Raw genomic sequence first — 19,817 nt, 5'->3', positions numbered from 1 at the left:
GGGCGCGGCCGGCCGCAGGAGGACGGCGCAGGCGAGGGCGGCCAGCAGGGCGAGCGAGGCCGACACGACCAGGCAGAGCTGGAGGCCGTCGAGGAAGGAGCCGCTGAGCGCGCTCAGGGCCGGCCTGGTGGCGGGGCCGAGGTCGAGCCCGGCGACGGCGCCGAGGCCCTGTTCCCGGGCGACGGCGAGGACGTGGCCGCCGGTCTCCGTGGGCACGCCGGCGTCGGTGAGGCGGCCGGGCAGGGCGTCGAGGGCGCGGGTGGTGAGCAGGGTGCCGAGGACGGCGGGGCCGAGGGCGCCGCCGAGCTGGCGGAAGGCGTTGTTGCCCGCCGCGGCCATGCCGGCCAGGTGGTGCGGTACGGAGGAGACCGCGGAGGCCGTCATCGGGGTGAGGACGGCGCCGATGCCGAGGCCGAGCAGGACCAGGCGCCAGGCGAGCGACCCGTACGAGGTGGCCGCGTCGACGCCGGTCAGCGACAGCAGCGAGCCCGCCATCACCACCAGACCGGTGGTGATCATGACCCGGGGGGACACCCGGTGCATCAGCCGTCCGACGGGGATGCCCGCGACCAGGGACGTCCCGGACACCAGGACCATCCGCAGTCCGGCCTCCCACGTGCTCAGGTGCTGCACCAGGCCGAAGTACAGGCTCAGGACGAAGAAGAAGCCGATCAGCCCCAGGAAGCTGATCATGGCGACCAGTGACGTGGCGGAGAAGGCGGGGCTGCGGAACAGGGCCAGGTCGAGCATCGGGCTGTCGCTGCGGCGCTCCACGAGGACGAACGCGACGGCGCTCACGGCGCCGATCACCAGGGCCGCCACCACGGAGGGCGTGCCGAAGCCGTCGGCGCCGCCCTCGATCACGCCGTAGACGACGGCGGTGACCGTGACGGCCGCGCTGATCTGCCCGGGCCAGTCGAGCCGCCGGCCGTGCGGCGCCCGGGAGTCGGGCAGCAGGAAGGCCGCGACGACCAGTACGACCAGGGACACCGGGATCGGCAGGAGGAAGATCCAGCGCACCGCGACGTGCTGCTGCAGCAGCCCGGCGATCAGCGGTCCCATGGCCAACGAGGCCAGCATGGACATCGCCCACAGGCCGATGAACCTCCCGCGCTCCCGGTGGTCGGGGACGGCGTGGCTGATCAGGGCCAGCGTGGTGGGCAGCAGGGCCGCCGCACCCAGTCCGGAGGCCGCCTGCCCGACCCACAGCAGCTGCACCGAGTCCGCGGTCAGCGAGACGGCCGCGCCCAGGGCGCAGAAGGCCATGCCCGCCTGGAACACCGGCTTGCGGCCGTGGACGTCGCCCCACACCCCGGTGGTCAGGATCAGCGCGGCCATCGGCAGCACGAACGCGTCCGAGACCCAGGACAGTTGGGAGGTCGAGGCGCCCAGCACCCGCTGGAGCGCCGGGAGGCTCACGGACACGGTGGTCACGGGGAGGTAGGCGACGAAGACGCCCAGGCAGGCCATGACGAGCGTGACGCCTCGTCCGGCCACGGGGCGCTGCACCGTTGCGGAGTTCACGGGGTGGTTCCTTCGACTGCGGGATGCCGCGCGGGCACCGGTTGCTGGGGGCACCGCAAAGCTTCGGCCCCACGGGCGGGGAATCCCCAAGCGATCCCGGTAGACGTACCGGAACCTCCGTTCCGGCCCGCGCCTGTGTCAGGATTCCTCCGTGCCTGACGATCTGGACCGCAAAATCATCCACGGGCTCTACAGCGCCCCCCGGGTCTCCTTCCGCCGCCTCGGCGAGGTCGTGGGGGTGTCCGAACAGACCGTGGCCCGCCGCTACAACGCGCTGCGGCGCGGCGGGATCCTGCGCGTCATCGGGCAGCGGAGCCCGTCCGCCCACGGGCAGGCGGAGTGGGTCGCGCGGCTGCGCTGCCGCCCGGAGGCCGTGGGGCCCGTCGCCGACTCCCTGGCCCGCAGGCCCGAGGTCGGCTACGCCAGCATCGCCTCCGGCGGGTCGGAGATCATCTGCACCATCCGCTCGGCCGCCGGCACCGGGCGCGACGACGTCCTGCTGCGGCAGCTCCCGCGCGCCGCCTCGGTCCTCGACATGAGCGTCGACCTCCTCCTGCACGCGTTCGGCGCCCCGGACGCGGTCGGCTGGGCCGGCGGGGAGCGCTCCCTGACCGACGAGCAGGTGCGACTGCTGACGGCGGAGCGTCCCGTGGCCGCCGGGCCGCCGCTCGCCCCGGCCGACGAGGACCTCCCGCTCTTCGAAGCCCTGGCGGAGGACGGCCGCGCCTCCCACACCCGCCTGGCGGAGGTCACCGGCTGGTCCACGCCCCGGGTCGCCCGCCGGCTGGAGGCCCTGGAGGCCTCCGGCTCCCTCGCCTACGGCATCGACATCCTGCCGGAGCGCCTCGGCTACGAGCTCAACGCCGTCCTCTGGCTCCAGGTCGACCTGCCCGGACTCGACCGGATCGGCGAGGAGCTCGGCCGGCACGAGGAATGCGCCTTCGTCGCGGCGACCAGTGGCAGGCACAACCTCATGGCCGTCGTCATCTGCCGGGACACCCCCGACTTCTACCGCTACCTCAGCGGCCGCCTGGCCCGCATCGAGGGCATCAGGGGCTACGAGATCAGCATCCGCGTCCGCCGCCTCAAGCAGTCCGTGTCCCTGATCCACCACGGACGGCTGATCCACCCCCCGCTGGGCTGACGCGGGCGCACCGAGGAACGGGCCCGGACGCCTCGCGCGCCCGGACCCGCCCGAAGGCCACCCGTCAGTGCGCGGCTGCCTCCCAGTTCGGGCCGACACCGACCGAGACGTCCAGCGGGGCGCGCAGCGGGTAGGCGCCCGCCATCTGCTCGCGGACGACGGCCTCGACCCGCTCGCGCTCGCCGGGGGCCAGCTCCAGCACGATTTCGTCGTGCACCTGGAGCAGCATCCGGGAGGTGAGGCCGGCCGCGCGCAGCGCCTCGTCGACCCGGAGCATGGCGATCTTGACGATGTCGGCGGCCGAGCCCTGGATCGGGGCGTTGAGGGCCATCCGCTCGGCCATCTCGCGGCGCTGGCGGTTGTCGCTGTTGAGGTCCGGCAGGTAGCGGCGGCGGCCGAGGAGGGTCTCGGTGTAGCCGGTGGCCCGGGCCTCGTCGACGACCCGGCGCAGGTAGTCCCGGACGCCGCCGAAGCGCTCGAAGTAGGTGTCCATCAGGCCCTGGGCCTCGGTCGGCTTGATGCCGAGCTGCTGCGAGAGCCCGTACGCGGACAGCCCGTACGCCAGGCCGTAGGACATCGCCTTGATCTTGCGGCGCATCTCGGCGTCCACCGCGGCGCCCGGCACCTCGAAGACCTGGGAGGCGACGGTGGTGTGCAGGTCCTCGCCGGAGGCGAAGGCCTCCAGCAGCGCCTCGTCCTCGGACAGGTGCGCCATGATCCGCAGTTCGATCTGCGAGTAGTCGGCGGTGAGCAGCGACTCGTAGCCCTCGCCGACGATGAAGGCGCGGCGGATCGCCCGGCCCTCCTCGGTGCGGACCGGGATGTTCTGCAGGTTCGGGTCCTGCGAGGAGAGCCGGCCGGTGGCGGCGACCATCTGGTTGAAGGTGGTGTGGATCCGGCCCTTGGGCGAGACGGTCTTGAGCAGGCCCTCGACGGTGGTGCGCAGCTTGGCCTGGTCGCGGTGGCGCAGCAGGATGACCGGCAGTTCGTTGTCGGTCTGGGTGGCCAGCCAGGTGAGCGCGTCGGCGTCGGTGGTGTAGCCGGTCTTGATCTTCTTGGTCTTGGGGAGCGCGAGCTCGCCGAAGAGGATCTCCTGGAGCTGCTTGGGCGAGCCGAGGTTGAACTCGCGGCCGGCGGCGGCGTGCGCCTCCTCCACCACGCGCTGGATCTCGGCGGCGAACTGCGCCTCCAGCCGGGTGAGCCACTCGCGGTCGGCGGCGATGCCGTAGCGCTCCATGCGGGCGAGCAGGGCGGCGATGGGCAGTTCCATGTCGCGCGTCAGCTCGACGGCGCCGACCTCGGCGAGGCGGGTGTCGAAGAGCGCGGCGAGGTCGAGCACGGCGCGGGCCTGGAGCATCAGCGACCGGGCGGCGGCCGTCTCGTCCTCCTCCGGCGCGTCGAAGGAGAGTTGGCCGCTCTCGGTGGCGGGGGCCGGGGTGAGCGAGCGGCCCAGGTACTCCTCGGCGAGCACCTCCAGGGTGAAGGTGCGGCGGCCGGGCTTGATCAGGTAGGCGGCGAGCGCGGTGTCGGCGACGACGCCGTCGATCGTCCAGCCGCGCTCGGCGAAGGCGCGCATGACGTGCTTGGCGATGTGCAGGGCCTTGGGGGCGGCGGCGTCGGCGAGCCAGCCGGCGAAGGCCCGCTCGTCCTCCTCGGCGAGCAGCGCCGGGTCGAACCAGGCGGCCGTCTCTCCCGCGGCGAGGGCGACTTCGGTGACCTCGCCGGTGCCGAGCGCCCACTGGTAGACGGCGGCGAGGGCGACGGTGGTCTTGCCGTCGGAGGCGTGCTCGGCCAGCCAGGCGGCCAGGGTGCCCGGGTCGGTGAGGAGTTCGCCGTCCACCTCGACGCCGGGGGCGAGCTCGGCCTCGGCGGCGTCCGAGCCGGTGGACGGGTCGATGCCGAAGACGCGGTCGCGGAAGTTGGCGTTGCGGAACTCCAGCGACTCCATCAGGGTGCCGACGGCGTCCTTGTCGAACGGCTTGCGGTCCAGGTCGGTGACGCCGAGCGGGAGTTCGACGTCGCGGACCAGCTCGGTGAGCACCCGGTTGCGCTTGACCGAGTCGAGGTGGTCGCGCAGCTTCTCGCCGATCTTGCCCTTGACCTCGTCGGCGCGGGCGACGAGTTCGTCGAAGGAGCCGAACTGGTTGACCCACTTGGCGGCCGTCTTCTCGCCGACGCCGGGGATGCCGGGCAGGTTGTCGGACGGGTCGCCGCGCAGGGCGGCGAGGTCCGGGTACTGGCGCGGGGTGACGCCGTACTTCTCGGCGACCTTCTCCGGGGTGTAACGGGTGAGCTCGGAGACGCCCTTGGTCGGGTAGAGCACGGTGACGTGGTCGGTGACCAGCTGGAGCGAGTCGCGGTCGCCGGTGACGATGTCGACGTCGTAGCCGGCCGCCTCGGCGGCGGTGGCCAGGGTGGCGATGATGTCGTCGGCCTCGAAGCCCTCGGCCGTCAGCCGGGGGACGTGCATGGCGTCGAGCAGTTCCCCGATCAGGCCGACCTGGCTCTTGAACTCGTCCGGCGTCTTGGCGCGGTTGGCCTTGTAGTCGGGGAACTCGACGGAGCGGAACGTCTGCCGGGAGAGGTCGAAGGCGACGGCGAGGTGGGTGGGCTGCTCGTCCCGGACGGTGTTGGCGAGCATCGAGGCGAAGCCGTAGACCGCGTTGGTGGGCTGGCCGGTGGAGGTGTTGAAGTTCTCCACGGGCAGGGCGTAGAAGGCCCGGTAGGCCATCGAGTGCCCGTCGAGCAGCATCAGCCGGGGCCGCGGGCCGGCCCCGCCGCCACCCGTCGCGCCCTTGTCCGTACTCTGCGTAGCCACGTCAACGTCCGTTCCTGCCGATTCCACTACCGGCCACCGATCCTATGGCCCGGCACCGACAAAAAGGACGCCGCGCCGGTCCGGCCACCGCTGCTACCTATGAGTAGGACGGTCGTACGATCACAGGCGGCACACCCCCGAGCGGCAGGAGTTCCCCCATGACCGACGCGGTCCCCGACACCGCCCCCGAGACCGTCCCCGGCACCGCCCCCGACAGCGCGCACGACGGCACGCCCGTCCTGAACGTCCCGCAGGACGTGCTGGACCACTTCGCCAAGCTCGGCGTGAACGCGCAGACCTTCTCCGGCGGCCACCTCAGCGAGAAGCTCGGCATCCGGATCGTCGAGGCCTCCGGCGACCGCGTGGTCGGCACCATGCCGGTGGAGGGCAACCAGCAGCCGTACGGGCTGCTGCACGGCGGCGCGTCGGCGGCGCTGGCCGAGACGCTGGGCTCGATCGGGGCGATGCTGCACGCCGGCCCCGGCCGCTACGCGGTCGGCGTGGACCTCAACGCCACCCACCACCGCTCGGCCACCTCCGGGCTGGTGACCGGGGTGGCGACGGCCGTGTTCAAGGGCCGCACCGCCGCCACCTACGAGATCGCGATCACCGACGACACCGGCCGGCGGATCACCAGCTGCCGGCTGACCTGCATGCTGCGCGACCTCTGACCGAACTCCGAGGCGTGACAACGTCCGCACAGCGGACCGGAGTTCACTCCGGACAACATCAAGTCCCTTTTCCGCCCCCTTGTTTGACCTTCCGCCACCTTGGGCAGGCGTTGGTCTGGACAAGGGGGCGTTCACATGTCCGGGCGCGGTCGGCACACATCCCGCGCTCGTAACGCTGCGTAACAAGTAGGAAATCCGATCAATTGCCGGTTCCGAGGCCTTCAGGCGCCCCGGGACCACTCGGCCGCGCCCCCGTTGTCCGCAATGCGGACGCTCAAGGTCGGAAGCAGGGCATCGGACACGAGCGTCCGATAATCGGCGCTGCCAGCTGCAACCCCCATTTCTGGGCCTTACATCGCCCTACCAGCGCGTAAACGCCCGCCATCTCGGGATCGATCGAACCGGAACGACCACATGGTGAGACAAATACTCCGTGTGCTCATAACAAGAGAATCACAGCCTGCGCCCAGTACTGCCCGAGTCGCCCAAGGGCATCTAGAGTCACGGCCAGTCACCGCGCCATTCGATTGGGCCAGGCCCTCCGCGCACTCCGGCTCCCGCCACTCCGGCGCGGGCGCCTCCTGAACCGAAGGGGACCCTCGTGCGTCACCGTTCAGCAGTTGTCGTGAGCATTGCCGTTATCGGTGCCCTCAGCCTCAGCGCCTGCGGCTCCCGCGGAGAGAAGAAGGCCGACGGCGGCAACTCCAACTCCGGCTCCACCACCGTCGTCATCGGCGTCGACTCCCCGCTCACCGGCGACCTCTCCGCCCTCGGCCTCGGCATCCGCAACTCCGCCGACCTCGCGATCAAGAAGGCCAACGAGACCAACGAGGTCCCCGGCGTCAAGTTCGAGATCAAGGCCCTCGACGACACCGGCAAGCCCGCCCCCGGCCAGCAGAACGCCACCCAGCTGGTCGGCGACCCCAAGGTCCTCGGCGTCGTCGGCCCGCTCAACTCCAGTGTGTCGCAGTCGATGCAGCAGATCTTCGACGACGCCAGCCTGGTCCAGGTCTCCCCCGCCAACACCGGCGTCGCCCTCAGCCAGGGCGAGAAGTGGGCCAGCGGCGAGAAGAAGCGCCCGTTCACGTCCTACTTCCGCACCGCCACCACCGACGCCGTCCAGGGCCCGTTCGCCGCCCAGTTCCTCTACAACGACGCCAAGAAGACCAAGGTCTTCCTGATCGACGACCAGAAGACCTACGGCGCGGGCCTGGCCGGCACCTTCAAGGGCGAGTTCACCAAGCTCGGCGGCCAGCTCGTCGGCGAGGAGCACGTCAACCCCGACGACCGCGACTTCGCCGCCATCGTCACCAAGGTCAAGAGCTCCGGCGCCGAAGCCGTCTACTACGGCGGCGAGTACCCCGCGGCCGGCCCGCTCTCCCTCCAGCTCAAGGAAGCCAACGTCAACATCCCGCTGATGGGCGGCGACGGCATCCAGAGCGGCGACTTCATCAAGCTCAACCCCAAGAGCCAGGGCGACTACGCCACCGCCGTCGGCCTGCCGGTCGAGAGCCTGGACACCGCCAAGAAGTTCATCGCCGACTACAAGGCGGCCGGCTACAAGGACGCCTACGAGACCTACGGCGGCTACTCGTACGACAGCGCCTGGGCCATCATCCAGGGCGTCAAGCAGGCCGTGAAGGACAACAACGGCAAGGTCCCCGACCGCAAGGCCGTCCGCGACGCCGTCCAGAAGGTCAGCTTCGCCGGCGTGACCGGCACCGTCTCCTTCGACGAGTTCGGCGACACCACCAACAAGCAGCTCACCGTCTACACCGTCAAGGACGGCAAGTGGGCCGTGGAGAAGTCCGGCACCTTCAAGGGCTGACACCCAGTCACCACCATTACCACAGGCGCCACTTCACCACCACCACGCGCGGGGGCGCCACGAGTGCCCCCGCGCGCACCCACATCCACCACCCACGCGGACACCCCGAACGCACTACGGAGGCCCAGCGGTGCACGACCTACCGCAGCAGCTGGCCAACGGCCTGATCCTCGGAGCCCTCTACGGGCTCGTCGCGATCGGCTACACGATGGTCTACGGCATCGTCCAGCTCATCAACTTCGCCCACGGCGAGATCGTCATGGTCGGCGGCTTCGGCGCCCTGACCGCCTACCTCGCCCTCCCCGGCGGCACCACCCTGTGGCTGGCCCTGCCGCTCATGCTGATCGCCGGCATCCTGGTCTCCACCCTCACCGCCGTCGCCGCCGAGCGCTTCGCCTACCGCCCGCTGCGCAACGCCCCACGGCTCGCCCCGCTGATCACCGCGATCGGGCTGTCCATCCTGCTCCAGCAGCTCGTCTTCTCCTTCTACCCGGACGCCAAGAAGGCCCGGGTCTTCCCCAAGATCCCCGGCGACCCGTTCAGCCTCGGCTCCGTCACCATCCAGCGCAGCGACCTCTTCCTGATCATCGCCGCCCCGCTGTGCATGCTCGCCCTCGGCTGGTTCGTCACCCGCACCCGCTCCGGGCGCGCCATGCAGGCCACCAGCCAGGACCCGGACACCGCCAAGCTGATGGGCATCGACACCGACCGCATCATCGTCATGGCCTTCGCCATCGGCGCCGCGTTCGCCGCCGTCGCCGCCGTCGCCTACGGGCTGCGCAGCGGCCAGGTCGACTTCCGGATGGGCTTCATCCTCGGCCTCAAGGCCTTCACCGCCGCCGTCCTCGGCGGCATCGGCAACATCTACGGCGCCATGCTCGGCGGCCTCGCCCTCGGCCTCGCCGAAGCCCTCGCCACCGGCTACATCCAGCACCTGCCCGGCATGCACCTCTTCGGGGGCGGCGCCTGGAAGGACGTCTGGGCCTTCGTTCTCCTCATCCTCGTCCTCCTGATCCGGCCCCAGGGCCTGCTCGGCGAGCGCGTCGCGGACAGGGCGTGACCACCATGACCACCACCCACACCGAGACGACCCCGGTCATCCCGCTGCCGGCCCGCGCCGCCGCCGCCGTCACCGGACTCGGCGCCCTCGCCACCGCCGCCTCCGCCGCCATGTCCTGGACCTGGACCTCCGACTTCCCCGGCGACCTCACCTACTACGGCTCCCCGGCCGGCCTCCAGTGGCTCGCCCTCGCCGCCGGCCTGCTCACCCTGGTCCTGCTGCTCGCCGCCCAGGGCGTCCCCGGCCTGCGCTGGGCCGCCCCCACCCGCAGCAACAACGCCGTCCTGTACGCCGCCACCGGCGCCCTCACCGTCGCCGTCTACGCGGTCGCCGCCATCTCCTCCGAGCTCGGCGGCCTCGCCAACCTCGAACCCGGCGGCTGGGTGCTCGCCGCGGGCGGCCTGCTCGCCGTCCTCGGCGCCCTCGGCCTGCCCCTCGACCGCCGCACCGCCGTACCGCTGCGGATCCTCGACAGGCGCCTCTTCCTGCTCGTCCCGGTCGCCCCCGCCGCCTGGTTCGGCGCCCACGCCATCCCCGGCGACAAGCCGGTGGCCCCGGTCATGACCGCCCTGTCCGGCGGCCTCGCCATCGCGGCCGGCGTCGTCCTGCTGCTCCAGCTCGGCCACCTCGCCAACAGCGGGCTGCGGCTGGGCCGGATCGACCGCCCGCTGGCCGCGCCGCGGGCCCTCCCCTCCTGGGTCGAGGTGCTGCTGATCGTCCTCGCCTTCGGGACCGGACTGTTCGCGATCACCTTCGGCATCGACACCGAGTACGGCGAACTCTTCACCGGCTACCTGCTGTTCGTCGCCCTCGCCGTCCCCGCCCTGACCAGGTCCGGCCTGCTCGCCCGGCTGCGCGCGCTGACCGTCAAGCACCGCCCGGTCACCACCGGCGCCGCCTTCGCCGCCGCCGCCGGCTTCCCGTTCACCCAGACCAGCGACCAGTACACCTCGGTCGCCACCAACATCCTGATCTTCGCCACCGTCGCCCTCGGCCTCAACATCGTCGTCGGCCTGGCCGGCCTGCTCGACCTCGGGTACGTCGCCTTCCTCGGCGTCGGCGCCTACGCCGCCGCCCTGGTCTCCGGCTCCCCCGCCTCGCCCATCCACGTCCAGTTCCCGTTCTGGGCCGCGATGCTCACCGGCGCCGTCGTCTCGATGGTCTTCGGCGTCCTGATCGGCGCCCCCACCCTGCGGCTGCGCGGCGACTACCTCGCCATCGTCACCCTCGGGTTCGGCGAGATCTTCCGCATCACCATGCTCAACCTCAACGGCACCACCGGCCCCAAGGTCACCAACGGCTCCAACGGCATCCCGCGCATCCCGGACCTGCAGATCCTCGGCTTCGACCTCGGCAAGCCGCACACCGTGGCCGGCGTCGAACTCGGCCGCTTCTCCAACTACTACCTGCTGATGCTGCTGGTCACCGCTCTGGTCGTGCTGGTCTTCGCCCGGGTCGGCAACTCCCGCATCGGCCGCGCCTGGGTCGCCATCCGCGAGGACGAGACCGCCGCCGAGGCCATGGGCATCAACGGCTTCCGGCTCAAGCTGCTCGCCTTCGCCCTCGGCGCCCTGCTGGCCGGCCTGGCCGGCACCGTCCAGGCCCACGTCAGCTACACCGTCACCCCCGACCAGTACACCTTCGCCGAGGCCCTCCCGCCGAACTCCGCCTTCCTGCTCGCCGCCGTCATCCTCGGCGGCATGGGCACCATCAGCGGCCCGCTGGCCGGCGCCACCCTGCTCTTCCTCATCCCGAAGAAGCTCGAGTTCCTCGCCGACTACCAGCTCCTCGCCTTCGGCGCCGCCCTCATCGTCCTGATGCGGGTCCGCCCCGAGGGCCTCATCCCCAACCGGCGCCGCCAGCTGGAGTTCCACGAGGCCGCCGTCCCGGCCCAGGCCGCCGGCGAGCCGACCGCACTCACCAAGTCAGGGGCGTGACCGACCCGATGACCACCACCACCGCCGCACCCCTGCTCGAAGTCACCGGCGTCACCATGCGCTTCGGCGGCCTCACCGCGGTCAACGACGTCTCCCTGACCGTCGGCGAGGGCGAGATCATCGGTCTGATCGGCCCCAACGGCGCCGGCAAGACCACCTTCTTCAACTGCCTCACCGGCCTGTACGTCCCCACCGAGGGCGCCGTCCGCTACCGCGACACCCTGCTGCCGCCCAAGCCCCACCTCGTCACCCAGGCCGGCATCGCCCGCACCTTCCAGAACATCCGGCTGTTCGCCAACATGACCGTCCTGGAGAACGTCCTGGTCGGCCGGCACACCCGCACCAAGGAGGGCATCTTCTCCGCCATCCTGCGCGGCCCCGGCTACCACCGCGCCGAGGCCGAGAGCCGCGAGAAGGCCATGGAACTCCTGATGTTCACCGGCCTCGCCGAGAAGGCCGACCACCTCGCCCGCAACCTCCCGTACGGCGAGCAGCGCAAGCTGGAGATCGCCCGCGCCCTCGCCTCCGAACCCGGCCTGCTGCTGCTCGACGAACCCACCGCCGGCATGAACCCCCAGGAGACCCGGGCCGCCGAGGAACTCGTCTTCGCGATCCGCGACAAGGGGATCTCCGTCCTCGTCATCGAGCACGACATGCGCTTCATCTTCAACCTCTGCGACCGCACCGCGGTGCTCGTCCAGGGCCAGAAGATCGTCGAGGGCGACCGCGAGACCGTCCAGAACGACGAACGCGTCATCACCGCCTACCTGGGCGCCCCGCTCGAAGGCACCACCCCCGCCGTTACGGAGTCCGACCAGTGACCGCACTTCTCGAGGTCGAGGACCTCCGCGTCGCCTACGGCAAGATCGAAGCCGTCAAGGGCATCAGCTTCACCGTCGAACAGGGCGAGGTCACCACCCTCATCGGCACCAACGGCGCCGGCAAGACCACCACCCTGCGCACCCTGTCCGGCCTGCTCAAGCCCACCGCCGGACGGATCACCTTCGACGGCCAGGACCTCTCGGCCGTCCCCGCCCACAGGATCGTCGCCCTCGGCCTCGCCCACTCCCCCGAGGGACGGCACATCTTCCCCCGGATGACCATCGAGGAGAACCTCCTCCTCGGCGCCTTCCTGCGCACCGACGCGGCCGGCATCACCGCGGACGTCGAACGGGCCTACACCCTGTTCCCGATCCTCGGCGAACGCCGCCGCCAGGCCGCCGGCACGCTCTCCGGCGGCGAGCAGCAGATGCTCGCGATGGGACGGGCCCTGATGTCCCGGCCCAAGCTGCTCATGCTGGACGAGCCCTCCATGGGGCTCTCCCCGCTGATGATGCAGAAGATCATGTCCACCATCGTGGAACTGAAGTCCTCCGGTACGACCATCCTCCTGGTCGAGCAGAACGCCCAGGCGGCCCTCTCCCTCTCCGACCGCGGCTACGTCATGGAGACCGGCCGCATCGTCCTCTCCGGAACGGGCGCCGACCTCCTGCACGACGAGTCCGTCCGCAAGGCCTACCTCGGCGAGGACTGAGCCCCTGCACGCGAAAGGGCCCGGCAGAAACGTTCTTCTGCCGGGCCCTTCCCGCACGCCTACTCGGGCTTGGCCTCTTCCGCCTTCTTGCGGTCCTGGGCCTCGCCCTCCTCGATGACCGCCTCGGCCACCGCCGCCATCGTCATCCGACGGTCCATCGACGTCTTCTGGATCCACCGGAAGGCCGCCGGCTCGTTCAGCCCGAACTTGGTCTGCAGCACGCCCTTCGCCCGGTCCACCAGCTTCCGGGTCTCCAACCGCTGGCTGAGATCCCCGATCTCCTTCTCCAGCGCCCGCATCTCGGCGTACCGGGACACCGCCATCTCGATCGCCGGCACCAGGTCCGACTTCGAGAACGGCTTGACGATGTACGCCATCGCCCCCGCGTCCCGCGCCCGGTCCACCAGCTCCCGCTGCGAGAACGCCGTCAGCATCAGCACCGGCGCCAGGTGCTTGTCGTGGATCTGCTCGGCCGCGGACAACCCGTCCAGCACCGGCATCTTCACGTCGAAGATCGCCAGATCCGGCTTCAGCTCCTCCACGAGGCGCACCGCCGTCTCCCCGTCGCCGGCCTCACCGACGACGGTGTACCCCTCCTCCTCCAGCATCTCCTTCAGATCGAGACGGATCAGCGCCTCGTCCTCGGCGATCACAATCCGGGTGATCTGGGGCGTATCGGTCTCAAGCGGCTGCGCCTGCTCGTCGGCGGTGCTCACGGGGCTCCTAGTTCCGGCGGGGTACTGCATGCACGAGGGTACCTAGACACGGTATGTTTGAACCCAGCAGGGTCGGGGGGCAACCTTCGAATCTGTGGATGCCCCGGTAGCCCAGAGGTGAGAGGCACGGCGCTCAAACCGCCGACAGCGTGGGTTCGAATCCCACCCGGGGTACTTTTCCTTCGATTCGCAAGCCACTTAGGCCAGCCTAATCATTTGTGATCTTCATTCATTCGAGTGGAATCCATCGCGTTCCCCTGCATGTTCAGCACATGGTGCCCAAGATCACCCGTATGGCCGTTCGATCCACACGTGCGGAAGCCGTTCTCCTGCTCCGCCAAGGTGTCCGCAACTCCGAGGTATCTCGCCGTCTCGGCGTCCCGACAGGCACGGTCTCGTGGTGGAAGCACCAAGACCTCGCCAAGCGCAACAACCTCCCCGGCCGCAAGCGATCCGCGTGTATGCATTGCTATGGCGATCAGCTCAACCGCCCCGCGTATGCCTACCTGCTGGGCCTCTACCTCGGCGACGGCCACATCCTTCTCCCAAACGAGTACCGAAGGACCCAGAGCCTCCAGATCACCTGCGACGACAAGTGGCCCGGCATCATGGAATCCGTCGAACAGGCCATGCGCCAGGTCCTTCCCAACAACAAGCCTTGCCGGATACGACGCACCGGATGCCATGACGTCAAGGTCTATTCGAATCACCTGACCTGTCACTTCCCCCAGCACGGCCCCGGCAAGAAGCACGAACGCACCATAGCCTTGGAGCCCTGGCAGCAGGAGATCGTCGATGCCCACCCCTGGGAGTTCCTGCGCGGCCTGATCTACTCCGACGGGTGCCGCATCACCAACTGGGCCACCCGCACCAAGAACGGCGTCGCCAGCCGCTACGAGTACCCCCGCTACTTTTTCACCAACACCTCGACCGACATCATCGGCCTCTTCACCGCCACCCTCGACGCCGTCGGCGTCCAGTGGAAGGCCTCGATCCCCCGCCCCACCGGCCAGGTCAACATCTCCGTCGCGCGCAAGGATTCCGTCGCCCTGATGGACGCCCACATCGGCCCCAAGCACTGACGGCGACATGTACGACCTCGCCACGCGGCAGCGCGCGCTCGACCTCCACGCGTCCGGGCTGACCTTCAGCCAGGTCAGCCGAGCGACCGGCATATCCCGGTCCTCGATCCGCGAGTGGGCCTCCGGCGCCGTACCCAGCCCGCGCATGACCGCCGAGTGCCCGCTCCGAGACGGCCGGCTCGGCCCCTCTCACCCGCCCTCGAACTACGCCTACCTGCTCGGTCTCTACCTCGGCGACGGCTGCATCAGCGCGGGCCGCCGCGAGGTCTACGCCCTCCGCATCGCCTGCTGCGACGGGTGGCCCGGCCTCATCGACGAGTGCGAGCGAGCCGTCTCGGCCGTCATGCCGCACAACAAGGTCAACCGTGTCCGTGCCCCCGGCTGCACCAGCGTCGTCAGCACCAGCAAGCACTGGCCCTGCCTCTTCCCCCAACACGGCCCAGGGCCGAAGCATCTGCGGCGCATCTCCCTCGCGCCCTGGCAGCAGGAGATCGTGGACGCCCACCCCTGGGAGTTCTTGCGCGGCCTGATCCATTCCGACGGCTGCCGCATCACCAATTGGGCAACCCGAACGGTCGGCGGCGTCAAGAAGCGCTACGAGTACCCTCGTTACTTCTTCACGAACACCTCAGCCGACATCATCGGCCTCTTCACCGCCACCCTCGACGCCGTCGGCGTCCGCTGGAAGCCCGGTTCCCGGTCCAACGGAGGATTCAACGTCTCCGTCGCCCGCAGGGACTCCGTCGCCCTGATGGACGCCCGCATCGGCCCCAAGTACTGACGGCGGCGCGGCCCTGCGGGGCCGCGCCGCCGAGGGGCCTCAGGCGTCCAGCGTCCCCACGTGGTGGACGCGGACGAGGTTGGTGGAGCCGGCCAGGCCGGGGGGTGAGCCGGCGGTGATGACGACGATGTCGCCCTTCTGGCAGCGGCCGAGGGAGAGGAGGGCCGCGTCGACCTGTTCGACCATCTGGTCGGTGGTCGGGGCGAACGGGCCGAGGAAGGTCTCCACGCCCCAGGTGAGGGCGAGTTGGCTGCGTACGGCCGGTTCGTAGGTGAAGGCGAGGACGGGGATGGGCGAGCGGTAGCGGGTGAGCCGGCGGGCGGTGTCGCCGGACTGGGTGAAGGCGATCAGGTACTTGGCGTGCAGGAAGTCGCCGATCTCGGCGGCCGCGCGGGCGACGGCGCCGCCCTGGGTGCGCGGCTTGTTGCCGGTGGTGAGCGGCGGGAGGCCGGCGGCCAGGATGTCGTTCTCGGCGGCCTCGACGATCCGGGCCATGGTCTTGACCGTCTCGACGGGGTACTTGCCGACCGAGGTCTCGCCGGAGAGCATCACCGCGTCCGTCCCGTCGAGGACGGCGTTGGCGACGTCGGAGGCCTCGGCGCGGGTCGGCCGGGAGGTGTTGATCATCGAGTCGAGCATCTGGGTCGCGACGATGACCGGCTTGGCGTTGCGGCGGGCGAGCTTGATGGCGCGCTTCTGGACCAGCGGGACCTGTTCGAGGGGCATCTCCACGCCCAGGTCGCCGCGGGCCACCATGATCCCGTCGAAGGCGTCGACGACGGACTCCAGGTTGTCCACCGCCTGCGGCTTCTCGATCTTGGCGATGACCGGGACGTGCCGCCCCTCCTCCGCCATGATCCGGTGGACGTCCTCGATGTCCCGTCCGCTGCGGACGAACGAGAGCGCGATGAGGTCGGCCCCGGTCCGCAGTGCCCACCGCAGGTCGGCGACGTCCTTGTCGCTGAGTGCGGGGACGGAGACGGAGACGCCGGGGAGGTTGAGGCCCTTGTGGTCGGAGACCAGGCCGCCCTCGATGACGAGGCACCGTACGTGCGGCCCGTCGACGGCGACGACCTCCAGGGTGACCCGGCCGTCGTCGACCAGGATGCGCTCCCCGCGGCCGACGTCCCCGGCGAGCCCGGAGTAGGTGGTTCCGCAGCGGTCCTTGTCCCCCACGACGTCCTTGTCGGTGGAGATGGTGAACTCGTCGCCGCGTTCGAGAAGTACCGGCCCGTGGGCGAAGGTGTCGAGCCGGATCTTCGGGCCTTGAAGGTCGACGAGGACGCCGACGCTGCGGCCGGTCTCGTCGGCGGCCTTGCGGACGCGGCGGTAGCGTTCCTCGTGCTCGGCGTGCAGGCCGTGGCTGAGGTTCAGTCGGGCGATGTCCATCCCGGCGTCGACCAGGGATTTGATCTGGTCGTACGAGTCGGTGGCGGGCCCGAGGGTACAGACGATTTTTGCTCGGCGCATAGTGCTGAGACTAGGCATTACCGACGCGTAACCTCGACGCGGGTCCGGACTGCGGGATGACCGTTGCCGTAAGGCGAGTTGAACAATCTGACACATCCTCGGACCGCTGTGCGAACACCCTTCCCCACGCCCCTCCCGCGCTCCCTCCGCACGCCTCCCGCGCCGCCCGCTGCCGCGATGTCGATGCGATTCCGTGAAGGCCTGTTCACCCCTGGTTCATCGCCGCTTCCGCCCCCGCTCCCCGCCCGGCGGGACGCTCGTCACCCCCGGGTCGCGGCCCGGGCGTCCGGGCCACCACCCGGACGAAGGAGCGGGCGAGGGGGAGGCGTTCGGTATGCGACGCGCACTGGGGGTGGTCGCGGCCCTGGTCCTGCTGGGCGGGGTCGGCTACGCGCTGATCGACCACAACGGACCGGACACCAAGACGGTCACCGTCACCGGCCTGATCGGCTCGGAGAAGCGCGCCTTCTTCGAGAACGACGAGGTCAAGGCCGAGTTGGCGAAGCAGGGCCTGCTGGTCCGGGCGGACTCGACCGGCTCCTGGACGATGAGCGACCAGGCGGCCAAGACCCCGGGGCTGGACTTCGCCTTCCCGGCGAGCGCGGCACCGGCCCGGGAGATCCAGCGCATCTGGAAGCTGCAAGACTCCCCGCTGGTGCCGTTCTACTCGCCGCTGGTGATCGTGGCCCACCCGTCGGTGGCCGAGGTCCTGCAGAACAACAAGCTGGCCGAGCTGGACCCCGTCAGCGGCGTCTGGACCTTCCGGATGGACGAGTACGTCAACGCCCTGAAGGGCGGCCGCAGATGGGAGGGCCTGTCCGGCGCCGACAAGCACCCCGAGCTGTCCGGCCAGCTCTTCGTGACCACCACCGACCCGGAGAGTTCGTCCTCCGGCGCGATGTACCTCGCGCTGCTCTCCTACGTCGCCAACAACCACCAGGTGGTGTCGGACGACGCCGGCGTCGCCGCCGTCAAGGACGTCCTGCACACGGCGAACGCGCTGCAGGGCATCCAGAAGAGCAGCAGCGACGAGCCGTTCCGGGACTTCGGCGCGGGGATCGGCAACCCGCTGATCTTCGCGTACGAGTCGCAGGCCGCCACCCTGGCGCTGCAGAACAAGCCGACCGGGGACATGGTGGTGCTGTACCCGGACACCACGGTCTACTCGGACCACACCCTCGTGGCCCACACCGACAGCGGCCGCAAGCTCGCCGACGTCCTCCAGAACGACGAGGTGCTGCGCAACCTGGAGGCCCGGTTCGGCCTGCGGCCGCAGGCCAAGCCGGAGGCCTTCGCGAACCTGATGCGGGAGAAGAAACCGACCTTCGCACCCGATCTGACCGCCGCCAGGATCAAGCAGGCGACCCTGCCCTCGCTGGACAACCTGCAGAAGCTGACCGCCGCGGCGAAGGGGACCAAGTGACCAACCCGACGAAACGCCGCGGCTGGCTCACGGCCGCGCTGGCCGCCGTGCTCGCCGCGGCCACCGCCTGCACCTCCACCGGCGGCGGCGACCCCGCCCCGAAGCCCACCGACCCGCCCGCCGAGACGGCCCGCCCCGGGGTGCTGCGCGTCCTGGCCGGCAGTGAACTCCAGGACCTGGCACCGGTCCTGGAGGACGCCCGGAAGGCCACCGGGGTGACCGTGCAGTTCTCCTGGACGGGCACCCTGGACGGCGCGGACACCGTCGCCTCGGGCCGGGCCGACGGCAAGTACGACGCCGTGTGGTTCCCGTCCAACCAGTACCTGCGGCTCGATCCGGCCGGGAAGTCCAAGCTGGTCTCGGAGACCCCGGTGATGGTGTCGCCGGTGGCGATCGGGGTGCGCTCCTCGGCGCTCGGCGAACTCGGCTGGGGCGACGGCTCGAAGGTCACCTGGGCGCAGGTCGGCGCCGCGGCCTCGGCCGGCAAGCTGCCGTACGGGATGGCCGACCCGTCCCGCTCCAACTCGGGCTTCTCCACCCTCGTCGCGGTGGCTTCGGCCTTCTCCGGCGCGGGCGCTGCGCTGACCGACGCGGACGTGCAGAAGGCCGGCCCGCAGCTGAAGGAGTTCTTCAAGGGCCAGAAGCTGACCTCGGGTTCGTCCGGCTGGCTGGCGCAGGCGTACACCCGGGCCGAGTCGGGCGTGGTGGGCGCGCTGGTGAACTACGAGTCGGTGCTGCTGTCGCTGAACCGGACGCTGTCGCCGCAGCAGCAGCTGACCGTGGTGCGGCCGGTGGACGGCGTGGTGTCGGCGGACTACCCGCTCTCGCTGATGTCCTCCGCCGCGCAGGAGCAGCGCGACTCCTTCCAGCGGCTGACCGCGTACCTGCTCAAGGAGGACGTGCAGAAACGCATCTCCGAGGTGACGCTGCGCCGCCCGGTGACGGTGGGCGCGGCCCCGGCCGCCGGACTGCCCGCGGACCGCCGCCGGGAGCTGCCGTTCCCGGGCACCAGGGCGGTCGCGGACGGCCTGCTGGCCTCGTACCAGAACGAGCTGCGCCGCCCGTCCCGGACGGTGTACGTGCTGGACACCTCGGGCTCGATGGAGGGCTCGCGGATCGCCGCGCTGAAGAGCGCGCTGGGCCGGCTGACCGGGTCGGACGACACCCGCGGGGTACGCCGCTTCCGGGACCGCGAGGAGATCACGCTGCTCTCCTTCGCCTCTGCGGTGAAGTGGACCAGGACCCACGTGGTGCCGGCCAGCGGCGGGACTCCGGGCCCGGAGGCGGAGCTGGCCTCGATCGACGCGGACGTGCAGTCGCTGGCCGCCTCCGGCGGGACGGCGGTGTACTCCTCGCTGGAGGAGGCGTACCGGGTGATCGAGCGCCAGCAGGCCGCGGCCGGCGACGACCGGTTCACCTCGATCGTGCTGATGACCGACGGGGAGAGCAACGCCGGTGCGACGGACGGCGACTTCAAGCGCTTCCACGACGCGCTGCCGGCCGGGGAGAAGGCGATCCCGGTGTTCCCGATCAGGTTCGGGGAGGCGGCGGTGAACCAGCTCCAGGGGATCGCGGACCTGAGCGGCGGCAAGCTGTTCGACGGGACGGGCTCGCTGGACGGGGTGTTCGAGGAGATCCGTGGCTACCAGTAACGGGTTCGGCCCCCGGGCGCTGCGCTACCTGGAGTCGGCCCGCAACCTGGTCGGCTGCGCGGGCGGCGCGGTCGGCCTGGGGCTGCACTTCGCCGGGCTGGGCGGGGTCTGGTGGCCGGGGGTCGTGGCGGGGCTGTACGGGGTGGGCGCGCTGCTGACGCCCGCCCCGAAGCCCCG

The 19,817-nt window shown here is 70.7% G+C and carries 15 protein-coding genes, 1 tRNA gene and 1 pseudogene; 13 read left to right on the top strand and 4 right to left on the bottom strand.

Features of this window, described 5'->3' with window-relative positions; genetic code table 11:
• On the bottom strand, positions 1-1,470 hold a 1,470-nt coding region (locus AE652_RS13460), incomplete at its 3' end, for an MFS transporter (protein ID WP_049651565.1).
• A 205-nt stretch (positions 1,471-1,675) separates the two neighbouring features.
• Here AE652_RS13460 and AE652_RS13455 point away from each other — a divergent pair.
• On the top strand, positions 1,676-2,668 hold the full coding sequence (locus AE652_RS13455; RefSeq protein WP_049651562.1) for an Lrp/AsnC family transcriptional regulator: 993 nt from the start codon (positions 1,676-1,678) through the stop codon (positions 2,666-2,668).
• A gap of 64 nt (positions 2,669-2,732) precedes the next feature.
• On the opposite strand, the gene polA is transcribed toward AE652_RS13455, so the two are convergent.
• Positions 2,733-5,420: a DNA polymerase I gene (gene polA, locus AE652_RS13450; RefSeq protein ID WP_199823088.1), complete on the bottom strand. Its 2,688-nt coding sequence runs from the start codon at positions 5,418-5,420 to the stop codon at positions 2,733-2,735.
• Positions 5,421-5,644: 224 nt separating this feature from the next.
• Here polA and AE652_RS13445 point away from each other — a divergent pair, with 224 nt between their 5' ends.
• The 6 genes from AE652_RS13445 to AE652_RS13420 all read left to right on the top strand — a co-directional run bounded on the left by AE652_RS13445 (position 5,645) and on the right by AE652_RS13420 (position 12,516).
• Entirely contained in the window at positions 5,645-6,157 is a 513-nt protein-coding gene (locus tag AE652_RS13445) for a PaaI family thioesterase (protein WP_234348367.1), read from the top strand.
• Between the two features lie 601 nt (positions 6,158-6,758).
• Positions 6,759-7,985: a branched-chain amino acid ABC transporter substrate-binding protein gene (locus tag AE652_RS13440; protein ID WP_049651560.1), complete on the top strand. Its 1,227-nt coding sequence runs from the start codon at positions 6,759-6,761 to the stop codon at positions 7,983-7,985.
• Positions 7,986-8,115: 130 nt separating this feature from the next.
• Positions 8,116-9,045, top strand: coding sequence for a branched-chain amino acid ABC transporter permease (locus AE652_RS13435; RefSeq protein WP_049651559.1), 930 nt, complete (start codon positions 8,116-8,118; stop codon positions 9,043-9,045).
• A 5-nt stretch (positions 9,046-9,050) separates the two neighbouring features.
• Positions 9,051-10,982: a branched-chain amino acid ABC transporter permease gene (locus AE652_RS13430; protein ID WP_063780151.1), complete on the top strand. Its 1,932-nt coding sequence runs from the start codon at positions 9,051-9,053 to the stop codon at positions 10,980-10,982.
• A gap of 8 nt (positions 10,983-10,990) precedes the next feature.
• Positions 10,991-11,803 carry an ABC transporter ATP-binding protein gene (locus AE652_RS13425; RefSeq protein ID WP_049651563.1) on the top strand — a complete coding sequence of 271 codons (813 nt, stop codon included), beginning with the start codon at positions 10,991-10,993 and terminating at the stop codon, positions 11,801-11,803.
• A complete protein-coding gene (locus AE652_RS13420; RefSeq protein WP_049651557.1) occupies positions 11,800-12,516 on the top strand; it encodes an ABC transporter ATP-binding protein in 717 nt (238 codons plus the stop codon). Before AE652_RS13425 ends, AE652_RS13420 begins: the two co-directional genes overlap by 4 nt.
• 59 nt (positions 12,517-12,575) lie before the next feature.
• On the opposite strand, the gene AE652_RS13415 is transcribed toward AE652_RS13420, so the two are convergent.
• Entirely contained in the window at positions 12,576-13,232 is a 657-nt protein-coding gene (locus tag AE652_RS13415; RefSeq protein ID WP_049651556.1) for an ANTAR domain-containing response regulator, read from the bottom strand.
• Between the two features lie 100 nt (positions 13,233-13,332).
• On the opposite strand from AE652_RS13415, the gene AE652_RS13410 reads away from it, so the two are divergent.
• The 3 genes from AE652_RS13410 (at position 13,333) to AE652_RS13400 (ending at position 15,095) form a co-directional block, all read left to right on the top strand.
• A tRNA-Leu gene (locus tag AE652_RS13410) sits at positions 13,333-13,406 on the top strand.
• Positions 13,407-13,504: 98 nt separating this feature from the next.
• Complete coding sequence (locus tag AE652_RS13405) at positions 13,505-14,314, top strand: helix-turn-helix domain-containing protein (RefSeq protein WP_049651555.1); 810 nt, start codon at positions 13,505-13,507, stop codon at positions 14,312-14,314.
• A gap of 7 nt (positions 14,315-14,321) precedes the next feature.
• On the top strand, positions 14,322-15,095 hold the full coding sequence (locus AE652_RS13400; RefSeq protein ID WP_049651554.1) for a helix-turn-helix domain-containing protein: 774 nt from the start codon (positions 14,322-14,324) through the stop codon (positions 15,093-15,095).
• Between the two features lie 39 nt (positions 15,096-15,134).
• On the opposite strand, the gene pyk is transcribed toward AE652_RS13400, so the two are convergent.
• Entirely contained in the window at positions 15,135-16,565 is a 1,431-nt protein-coding gene (gene pyk, locus AE652_RS13395; RefSeq protein ID WP_049651553.1) for a pyruvate kinase, read from the bottom strand.
• Positions 16,566-16,899: 334 nt separating this feature from the next.
• Here pyk and AE652_RS13390 point away from each other — a divergent pair, with 334 nt between their 5' ends.
• The 3 genes and pseudogenes from AE652_RS13390 to AE652_RS13380 all read left to right on the top strand — a co-directional run.
• Entirely contained in the window at positions 16,900-17,988 is a 1,089-nt protein-coding gene (locus AE652_RS13390) for a substrate-binding domain-containing protein (protein WP_049651552.1), read from the top strand.
• Entirely contained in the window at positions 17,985-19,640 is a 1,656-nt protein-coding gene (locus AE652_RS13385) for a substrate-binding domain-containing protein (protein ID WP_049651551.1), read from the top strand. The genes AE652_RS13390 and AE652_RS13385 overlap by 4 nt, the downstream gene beginning before the upstream one ends.
• A pseudogene (locus AE652_RS13380) lies at positions 19,627-19,817 on the top strand (hypothetical protein); the annotation flags it as partial. The gene AE652_RS13385 and the pseudogene AE652_RS13380, both read left to right, overlap by 14 nt.

It is taken from the genome of Kitasatospora sp. MY 5-36 (assembly GCF_001182915.1).
Lineage (GTDB): Bacteria > Actinomycetota > Actinomycetes > Streptomycetales > Streptomycetaceae > Kitasatospora.
Note: the sequence above shows the minus strand (reverse complement) of the source record. Positions and strands in the feature narration are given on the sequence as shown.

Coding starts and splice junctions, on each gene's coding strand:
- AE652_RS13425 (WP_049651563.1), top strand. CDS start 10,991: ATGACCACCACCACCGCCGCACCCCTGCTCGAAGTCACCGGCGTCACC.
- AE652_RS13430 (WP_063780151.1), top strand. CDS start 9,051: ATGACCACCACCCACACCGAGACGACCCCGGTCATCCCGCTGCCGGCC.
- AE652_RS13445 (WP_234348367.1), top strand. CDS start 5,645: ATGACCGACGCGGTCCCCGACACCGCCCCCGAGACCGTCCCCGGCACC.
- pyk (WP_049651553.1), bottom strand. CDS start 16,565: ATGCGCCGAGCAAAAATCGTCTGTACCCTCGGGCCCGCCACCGACTCG.
- polA (WP_199823088.1), bottom strand. CDS start 5,420: ATGCTGCTCGACGGGCACTCGATGGCCTACCGGGCCTTCTACGCCCTG.
- AE652_RS13400 (WP_049651554.1), top strand. CDS start 14,322: ATGTACGACCTCGCCACGCGGCAGCGCGCGCTCGACCTCCACGCGTCC.
- AE652_RS13390 (WP_049651552.1), top strand. CDS start 16,900: ATGCGACGCGCACTGGGGGTGGTCGCGGCCCTGGTCCTGCTGGGCGGG.
- AE652_RS13405 (WP_049651555.1), top strand. CDS start 13,505: ATGGTGCCCAAGATCACCCGTATGGCCGTTCGATCCACACGTGCGGAA.